This window comes from Streptomyces palmae (assembly GCF_004684805.1).
Classification (GTDB): Bacteria; Actinomycetota; Actinomycetes; order Streptomycetales; family Streptomycetaceae; genus Streptomyces; species Streptomyces palmae.
Genome location: NZ_SRID01000303.1, coordinates 1 through 8565, shown reverse-complemented (window position 1 = coordinate 8565; position 8565 = coordinate 1). Strand labels below are relative to the sequence as shown.

2 protein-coding genes are annotated in these 8565 nt (G+C 76.4%); both read left to right on the top strand.

Annotated elements, in window-relative coordinates; translation table 11 throughout:
* Positions 1-4234, top strand: a 4234-nt coding sequence (locus E4099_RS24620; protein ID WP_209446715.1) for an SDR family NAD(P)-dependent oxidoreductase, incomplete at its 5' end; no start/stop codon positions are given.
* A 32-nt stretch (positions 4235-4266) separates the two neighbouring features.
* On the top strand, positions 4267-8565 hold a 4299-nt coding region (locus E4099_RS24610; protein WP_135341309.1), incomplete at its 3' end, for a type I polyketide synthase.

Genomic DNA, 8565 nt, shown 5'->3' with positions numbered 1-8565 from the left:
CCTGGCGGGCATCGCGCCGCGGGCGTCCGAGGTGCCGTTCCACTCCACGGTGACCGGTGAGGTGTTGGACACCGCGGTGATGGACGCGGAGTACTGGTACACCAACCTCCGCCGGCCCGTCCGCTTCGAGCCCGTCATACGCGGCCTGCTGGCGGACGCCCACGACGCGTTCATCGAGTGCACCCCGCACCCGGTGCTCACCACCGCCGTCGAGGAGACCGCAGAGGACGCCGAGGTCCCCGCCCTGGTGGTGGGTTCGCTCCGTCGCGACGAGGGCGGGACGCGGCGGATGCTGGCCTCGCTCGCCCAGGCGTACGTCCACGGCCTCCCGGTGGACTGGGCCGCCCTGCTGCCCGACGCGGGCGGTGTCGACCTGCCCACCTACGCCTTCCAGCACCAGCGGTTCTGGCTGCGGAACGCCGACGCCGTCGGCGATGTGCGCTCGGCCGGGCTCCAGTCCGCCGAGCACCCGCTGCTGGGGGCCGCCCTGCCGCTGGCCGGCGGCGAGGGGCTGGTGCTGACCGGCAGGATCTCGCTGGAGACCCACCCCTGGCTGGCCGATCACGCCGTGTGGGGCACGGTCCTGGTGCCCGGTGCGGCCCTGGTCGAGCTGGCGATCCACGCCGGCGACCAGGTGGGCTGCCCGCTGCTGGACGAGCTGACCCTGCAGGCGCCGCTGGTGCTGCCGGAGAGCGGCGGGGTGCGGGTCCAACTGTCGGTCGGCGGCCCGGACGGCACCGGGCGACGCACCCTGACCCTGCACTCCCTGCCCGAGCGGGCCGAGGCGGACACCCCCTGGCTCTGCCACGCCACCGGCTTCCTGGCCGCCGGCGACCGGCAGCCGGACTGGGAACTGCGGGACTGGCCGCCGGCCGGCGCCACCCCGGTGAGCCTGGACGGCCGGTACGAGCGCCTCGCCGAGAGCGGTCTGGGCTACGGTCCGGCGTTCCAGGGGCTGCGGGCCGTATGGCGGCGCGCTGACGAGGTGTACGCAGAGGTGGCGCTGCCCGCCGAGCAGCGGGAGGAGGCCGCCCGGTTCGGGCTGCACCCCGCCCTGCTCGACGCGGCGCTGCACGCCGCCGGACTCCGTACGGAGCAGGAAGCCGAGGTGCGGCTGCCGTTCACCTGGACCGGGGTGTCCCTGCACGCCACCGGGGCCACCTCGCTGCGGGTGCGGCTGAGCGGCAGCGGAGCGGAAGGGGTGCGCCTGGCGCTGGCCGACGACGGCGGCGCGCCGGTGGCCCTGGTGGAGTCGCTGGTCAGCCGCCCGGTGAGCCCGGAGCAGCTGGGCTCCGGTCAGCAGGAGGGCGCCGACCCGCTGCTGCGGGTGGACTGGCTCGAGGCGGCGGCCGCCACCGCGCCGCCCGCCGCGAGCTGGGCGGTGATCGGCCCCGACCCGCTGGGGATGGCGGCCGGGCTCGAGGCGGCGGGCCACCGGGTGGCCGCCCACCCGGACCTGGCGGCGCTCACCGAGGCGGTCGCGGGCGGCACGGCGGTGCCCGAGACGGTGCTGCTGGGCTGCGGCGCACCGGACACCGGCCTCCCGATGGCCGAGGCGGTCCGTACCGCCGCCCACCGCACCCTGGCCACGCTGACGACCTGGCTGGCCGAGGAGTCCTTCGCCGCCTCCCGGCTGGTGCTGGTCACCCAGGGCGCGGTACCGGCGGCCCCCGGCGAGGTGGTGGCCGACCTGGTGCACGCCCCGCTGTGGGGCATGGTCCGCTCCGCCCAGACGGAGAACCCGGACCGGTTCACCCTGCTGGACCTCGACGCGCACGCCGACTCGCGGGCCGTCCTGCCGCAGGCCCTGGCCACCGGCGAACCCCAGCTCGCGGTGCGGGCCGGACGGGTGCTCACCCCCCGGCTGGTACGCGCCGGCGCCGGCCGTGAACTGGCCCCGGCACCCCAGGACACCGGCTGGCGGCTGGATGTCACCAGCAAGGGCACCCTGGAGAACCTGGCCCTGCTGCCCTACCCCGAGGCGGACCGGCCGCTGGAACCCGGGCAGGTGCGGCTCGCGGTGCGCTCCGCCGGGATGAACTTCCGGGACGTCCTGCTCGCGCTGGGCATGGTCGACCAGGAGACCATGGGTGGCGAGGCGGCCGGCGTGGTGCTCGAGGTCGGCCCGGGAGTGACCGGCTTCGCCCCCGGCGACCGCGTCATGGGCATGGTGCCCGGCGCCTTCGGCCCGGTCATCGTGGTGGACCAGCGGCTGGTCTTCCCGCTGCCCCGGGACTGGAGCTTCACCGAGGGCGCCACCGTGCCGATCGCCTTCCTCACCGCCTACTACGGCCTGGTCGACCTGGCCGGGCTGCGCCCGGGCGAGTCGGTGCTGATCCACGCGGCCACCGGCGGCGTGGGCATCGCCGCCGTCCAACTCGCCCGCGAACTGGGCGCCGAGGTCTATGTGACGGCCGGCCCCGCCAAGTGGGACACCCTGCGGGCCATGGGGATCGCGGAGGACCGCATCGCCTCCTCCCGCTCCCTGGACTTCGAGGACCGGATCCGCGCCGCCACCGGCGGACGCGGCGTCGACGTGGTGCTCAACTCGCTGGCCAAGGAGTACGTGGACGCCTCGCTGCGGCTGCTCGCGGACGGCGGCCGGTTCGTCGAGATGGGCAAGACCGACATCCGCGACCCGCAGGCCGTCGGCGCCGCCCACCCAGGCGTCGACTACCAGTGGTTCGACCTCATCGAGGCCGGTCACGACCGCATCGGCGAGATGCTCGGCGAGCTGATGGCCCTCTTCGACCGGGGCGCGCTGCGGCCACTGCCCGCCACCGCCTTCGACATCCGGCGGGCCCCCGAGGCGTTCCGCCTGATGAGCCAGGCCCGGCATGTGGGCAAGGTCGTGCTGACCCTGCCGCACCGGCTGGATCCGGACGGCACCGTACTGATCACCGGTGGCACCGGTGTGCTGGGCGGCCTGGTCGCCCGTCACCTGGTGGAGCGGCACGGCGTACGGCATCTGCTGCTGCTCAGCCGGCAGGGCCGCACCGCGGGGCGCGCGGAGGAGCTGGCCGGGGAACTCACCGAGGCCGGAGCCCGGGTGACGGTCGCCGCCTGCGACGCCGCGGACCGGGACGCCCTGGCGGCGGTGCTGGCCGAGGTGCCCGCCGAGCACCCGCTGACCGCCGTGGTGCACGCCGCCGGCGTCCTGGACGACGCGGTGATCGGCTCGCTCACCCCGGAGCAGCTGGACACCGTGCTGCGCCCCAAGGTCGACGCGGCCTGGAACCTCCACCAGCTGACCCAGCACCTGGACCTCACCGCGTTCGTGCTGTTCTCCTCCTCGGCCGCGGTGCTGGGCGGCGGCGGCCAGGCCAACTACGCGGCGGCCAACGCCTTCCTGGACGCCCTGGCCCAGCACCGCAGGGCCCAGGGGCTGCCCGGCCTGTCGGTGGCCTGGGGCCTGTGGGAGCGGGCCAGCGGCATGACCGGCCACCTGGCCGAGGCCGACCTGACCCGGATGCGCCGATCCGGGGTGGCACCGCTGACCGACGCCGAGGGGCTGGAGATGTTCCGTGCGGCCCTCACCGCCGACCAGGCGCTGCTGGTGGCGATGGGCCTGGACACCACCGCACTGCGGGCCGCGACCGGCCCGGTGCCGGTGCTCTTCCGCGCCCTCACCGGAGCACCCGCCCGGCGCACCGTGCAGAGCGGCGGCGGGACCGCGGAGCCGGAGCTGCCCCGCCGACTGGCCGGGCTGGCCCCCGCCGAGCGCGACCGGGTGCTGCTCAAACTGGTGCAGGAGCACGCCGCCACCGTCCTCGGCCACGCCTCACCGCAGGCGATCCAGCCGGAACACGCCTTCAAACAGCTCGGCTTCGACTCGCTGACCGCGGTGGAGCTGCGCAACCGGCTGGGCGCCGCCACCGGACTGCGGCTGCCCGCCACCCTGGTCTTCGACCACCCCACCCCGCTGGCGCTCACCGCCCTGCTGCGCTCCCAGCTGGTCCCGGACGACCAGCCGGCCGGCGCCCCGGACGGCTCGGAGGCCTCGGACGCCAAGATCAGGGCGCTGCTGGCCGGCATCCCGCCGGCCCGACTGCGCGCCGCGGGGCTCTACGAGGCCCTGCTGGAACTGGCCGCCGACACCGGCGCCCCGGCACCCGGCCCCGCCGGGGCAGCCGGGGCCAGTGAGGGCAGCACCGACGCCGACGACCTCGACGAGGTCGACGACCTGGACATCGACGCGCTGGTCGACATCGCACTCGACGGCACGGACTTCTGAGCGCGCGGACAGCGCAGACGACGAGAGACGACATGGCTGCATCAGACGAGAAGGTCCTTGAGGCCCTGCGGGCGTCCGTCAAGGAGACCAAGCGGCTGCGCCGGGAGAACCGGCAGCTGACCGAGGCGCTGCACGAACCGATCGCCATCGTGGGCATGGCCTGCCGCTTCCCCGGCGACGTCCGCGACCCGGAGGACTTCTGGGCGCTGCTGGCCCGGGGCGGCGACGCCATCGGCGAGTTCCCCGAGGACCGCGGCTGGAACACCGCCGAGCTGTACGACCCGGACCCCGACCGGCTCGGCACCAGCTATGTGCGGCACGGCGGCTTCGTCCGCGACGCCGACCGCTTCGACGCCGCCTTCTTCGGGATCAGCCCGCGCGAGGCGCAGGCGATGGACCCGCAGCAGCGGCTGCTGCTGGAGACCTCCTGGGAGGCGTTCGAGCGGGCCGGCATCGACCCGGCGTCGGTACGCGGTAGCCGCACCGGCGTCTTCGTCGGCGCCGCGCCGCTCGGCTACGCCACCGGGGACCAGACCTCCGACGGCGCCGAGGGATACCTGCTCACCGGCACCACCGTCTCCGTGGCCTCCGGCCGGCTGGCGTACGCGCTGGGCCTGGAGGGGCCGGCGCTCACCGTGGACACCGCCTGCTCCTCCTCCCTGGTCGCCCTGCACCTGGCCTGCCGCTCGCTGCGGCTGGGCGAGTGCACCATGGCCCTGGCCGGCGGCGCGGCGGTGATGGCCGCCCCCCATATGTTCGTGGAGTTCAGCCGCCAGCGCGGACTGGCCCCCGACGGCCGCTGCAAGGCGTTCGCCGGCGCCGCCGACGGCACCTCCTGGGGCGAGGGCGCCGGCATCCTGCTGGTGGAACGGCTCTCCGACGCCCGCCGCCACGGCCACCCGGTGCTGGCCGTGGTCCGCGGCTCGGCGGTCAACCAGGACGGCGCCTCCAACGGCCTGACCGCGCCCAGCGGCCCCGCCCAGCAGCGAGTGATCCGCGAGGCGCTGGCCGACGCCCGGCTCGCCCCCGACGAGGTCGACGCGGTGGAGGCGCATGGCACCGGCACCACCCTCGGTGACCCCATCGAGGCCCAGGCCCTGCTCGCCACCTACGGCCAGGACCGGCCCGCCGAGCGCCCGCTGCGGCTGGGCTCGGTGAAGTCCAACATCGGCCACACCCAGTTGGCCGCCGGCGCGGCCGGGGTGATCAAGATGGTCATGGCGATGCGCAACGGCGTACTGCCCAAGACCCTGCACGTGGACGAGCCGACCCCGCACGTGGACTGGGAGGCCGGCGCGGTCTCGCTGCTCACCGAGCCGCTGCCCTGGCCGGAGACCGGCCGGCCGCGGCGCGCCGCGGTGTCCTCGTTCGGCATCAGCGGCACCAACGCCCATGTCCTCCTGGAACACGACCCCGCCGCACCCGAGTCCGCACCCGCCGAGGAGACCGCCCCGGAGGGGTCGACCGGGACGGCGGCCGACACCCCCGCCGAACCGCCGCTGCTGTGGCCGCTCTCCGCCCGCGACCCCGAGGCGCTGACCGCCCAGGCCGCCCGGCTGCTGGAGGCGGTGGACCGGCACCCGGAGTGGGACCCGCACGACCTGGCCTGGTCGCTCACCCGCAACCGGGCCGCCCTGGAGCACCGCGCGGTGCTGCTCGGCGGCGGGCGCGACGAGCTGCGGGCGGGCCTGGTCGCGCTGCGCGACGGCCGGAGCGCCCCCGGGCTGGTCCACGGCGGCGCCACGCGCGGCTCGCTGGCCGCGCTCTTCACCGGCCAGGGCGCCCAGCGGGCGGGCGCGGGCCGCGAGCTCTACCGCGACTCCCAGGTGTTCGCCCGCGCCCTGGACGAGGTCTGCGAACCGCTGACCGCACGCCTGGGACGGCCGCTGCGCGACATCCTCTTCGCCGAGGCGGACACCCCCGAGGCGGCCCTGCTCGACCAGACCGCCTACACCCAGGCCGGGCTGTTCGCCCTGGAGGTGGCGCTCTTCCGGCTCATCGAGTCCTGGGGCGTGCGCCCCGACTTCCTGCTGGGCCACTCGGTCGGCGAACTGGCCGCCGCCCACGCGGCCGGCGCGCTGGACCTGGCCGACGCGGCGGCCGTGGTCGCGGCCCGCGGCAGCCTGATGCAGGCCCTGCCGGCCGGCGGCGCCATGATGGCGCTCCAGGCCGGCGAGGACGAGGTGCGGGCCCTACTGGCCGGCCGGGAGCACCTGGCGAGCATCGCCGCCGTCAACGGCCCGGCCGCGGTCGTGCTCTCCGGCGACGAGGAGACCGTCCTCGACATCGGCGGAAAGCTGCGCGCCGAGGGCCGCAAGACCCGCCGGCTGCGGGTCAGCCACGCCTTCCACTCCCCGCACATGGACGCCATGCTCGACCCCTTCCGGCAGGTCCTGGCCGAGGTGGACTGGCGGGACCCGGCCATCCCGGTGATCTCCAACCTCACCGGAGCGCCGCTGACCGGCGAGCAGGCGCGCTCCGCCGAGTACTGGGTGCGGCACGTGCGGCAGACCGTGCGCTTCCACGACGGCGTACGCCACCTCGCCGAACAGGGCGTCACCACCCTCCTGGAGGTGGGCCCGGACGGTGTGCTGTCCGCCATGGCCCAGGACTGCCTGGCCGAACAGGCCGCGGCCACCGGTGCCGTCGCGACCGTCCCGCTGCTCCGCCGCGACCAGCCCGAGCGGATGACGGTCCGCACCGCGGCGGCCCGGCTGTTCACCCGCGGCGTGCCCATGGACCGCGGCGCGCTGCTGACCCGGGACCACGGCCGGCGGCTGGACCTGCCCACCTACGCCTTCCAGAGCCGGCGGTACTGGACGGCCGCCGCCGGAGGGACGGCCGACGCCGCCGGACTCGGCCTGGACGAGGCCGGCCACCCGCTGCTGGGCGCCGCCGTCACCACCGCCGACGGGGACCGGCTGATCCTCACCGGCCGGCTGAGCCGGCACTCGCACGGCTGGCTCGCCGACCACGTGGTGCTCGGCGCCGTGGTCGTCCCCGGCACCGCCTACCTGGACCTGGCGCTGTACGCCGCCCACCAGGTCGGCTGCGACACCGTGGAGGAACTCACCCAGGAAGCCCCGCTGATCCTGGGCGAGCACGGGGCGGTCCGCGTCCAACTGACCGTCGGCGCCCCCGACGAGGCCGGCCGGCGCCCGATCAGCGTCCACTCGCGCCCCGACGAGGACACCGACCAGCCCTGGACCCGGCATGCCGAGGGGCTGCTGGCCCCGGCCGAGCCGGCGGCCGCCGAGGACCTGTCCGGCCCGTGGCCGCCGCCCGGCGCCACCGCCGTGGACATCACCGACTTCTACCCCAGCGTGGTCGAGGACGGCTTCGCCTACGGCCCCTCCTTCCGCGGCCTGACGGCCCTGTGGCGGGCCGGCGAGGAGTCCTTCGCCGAGGTCGCCCTGCCGGATGGGGCCGACGCCGCCGGCTACGGGGTGCACCCCGCCCTGCTGGACGCCGCGCTCCACGCCGGGCTGGTCGGCAACACCGGGGACCAGGTCCGGCTGCCCTTCACCTGGAGCGGGGTCCGGCTGCACACCCGCGGCGCCACCGCGCTGCGGGTACGGACCACCCCCGCCGGCCCCGACACCATCACCCTCACCGTGACCGACCAGGCCGGCACCCCGGTCGCCACGGTGGCCGCCCTGCGGGCCCGACCGGTCTCCGCGGCCCAGCTGCGGGCCGCCCGGCGCGGCGGCCCGGACGCCCTCTACCACCTCACCTGGACCGCCGCCGAGCCCCGGCCGGCCACCGACCGGGGCGGCCGCGGCTGCGCCCTGCTCGGCCCCGGCGAGATGGCCGCGGACCTCCGGCAGGCCGACCGCTACCCGGACCTCGGCGCCCTGGTGGCGGCGGTGACCGCCGGCGCCCCGGCACCCGAGGTGGTGCTCTGGACCCCCGAAGACATCCCCGGCGAGGACGGGGAGCCGTCACCGGGCGCCGACCCGACCGGCACCCTCGACGCACTGCACCACGGCGTCCACCGCACCCTGGAGCTGCTGCGCGGCTGGCTCACCGAGGACCGCCTCGCCGACTCCCGCCTGGTGGTGGTCACCCGGGGCGCGATCGGCACCGGCCCCGACGACGCCCCGCCGCACCCCGCCCGGGCATCCCTGTGGGGCCTGGTACGGGCCGCACAGGCCGAACACCCCGGCCGCTTCGTCCTGCTCGACCTCGACCACCACCGGCGCCCGCTGACCGAGCTGCTGTCCGCCGTGGACCAGGGCGAACCCCAACTCGCGCTGCGCGCCACCGGAGTGCTGGTGCCCCGGCTGGCCCGCCCGCGCCCCGCCGAGCAGGCCGACCGCCCCGCCCTCGAC